This is a genomic window from Streptococcus sp. HMSC065H07 (assembly GCF_001837325.1).
GTDB classification, from domain to species: Bacteria; Bacillota; Bacilli; order Lactobacillales; family Streptococcaceae; genus Streptococcus; species Streptococcus salivarius_H.
This window is the reverse complement of the sequence record NZ_KV832054.1, coordinates 939-1,780: the sequence shown is the minus strand read 5'-3', so window position 1 is coordinate 1,780 and position 842 is coordinate 939. Positions and strand designations below refer to the sequence as shown.

Genomic DNA, 842 nt, shown 5'->3' with positions numbered 1-842 from the left:
GCCATTTAGCAATCAAATCGTTGGTATAATCAATTAACTCTTGGTTAGACTTGCTTGAGGCAATACCGTATTCTTGTGTTTTGAAACCTTCTTTTAAGGTTTTAGTTTTCTTACTTTCATATCCAGAGAGGATAGATTTATCAACTGAGAAAGCATCTACACGGTGAGCGTAAAGAGAAACAGCCAACTCTGGGAAAGATCCGAGTTGAACATAGTTGAACTTAAGGTTATTAGCTGAAGCGTACTCTTGCAACGCAGCCTTAGTTGACGCCCCTTGAGACACTCCAATAGTCTTACCATTCAAGTCTGAGATTTTGTTAATCCCTGAATCCTTAAGAACCAAGAAACCGATTTGGTCATAGTAGTAAGGAGTTGAGATAGCGTAAGAAGCCTTACGTTCATCATTAATGGTATAGGTAGCGATAAGCAAGTCGATAGTACCGTTATCCATAAGTGGTTCACGAGTTTGCGTCGTTACTGGGATATAATTCACTTTAACTTTTAACTCATCAGCAATCTTCTTAGCAAGATCAACTTCCATACCTTCGTAGGTATTAGTCTTAGCAGAATAGTAACCAAAGTTAGGAACGTCTTGCTTCACACCGACATTGAGTGTCCCTCGCTTAACAATCTTTTGGACTGCTTTACTATCAAGAAGCTTACTAGTGTCTTCCGCCTTAGTCTTGTGACTCGTGATAAGAAAAATAGTGAGAATTGCCAAGCTTGCAACAGTTAGGTAACGTAAGATTTTTTTGAAAATCATAGGCAACCTCCTTAGGCATCCACTTGGACATTATCAGAGTTGTGATCGATAATCTTAGAAAGGAATTGAACCGCACGAG

At 39.2% G+C, this 842-nt stretch carries 1 protein-coding gene; it reads right to left on the bottom strand.

The genetic code is table 11. The features are described 5' to 3' along the window. A partial coding sequence (locus tag HMPREF2637_RS10365) for a transporter substrate-binding domain-containing protein (RefSeq protein ID WP_070840191.1) occupies nucleotides 1-763 on the bottom strand: 763 nt, incomplete at its 3' end. Between the last annotated feature and the right edge of the window lie 79 nt (nucleotides 764-842).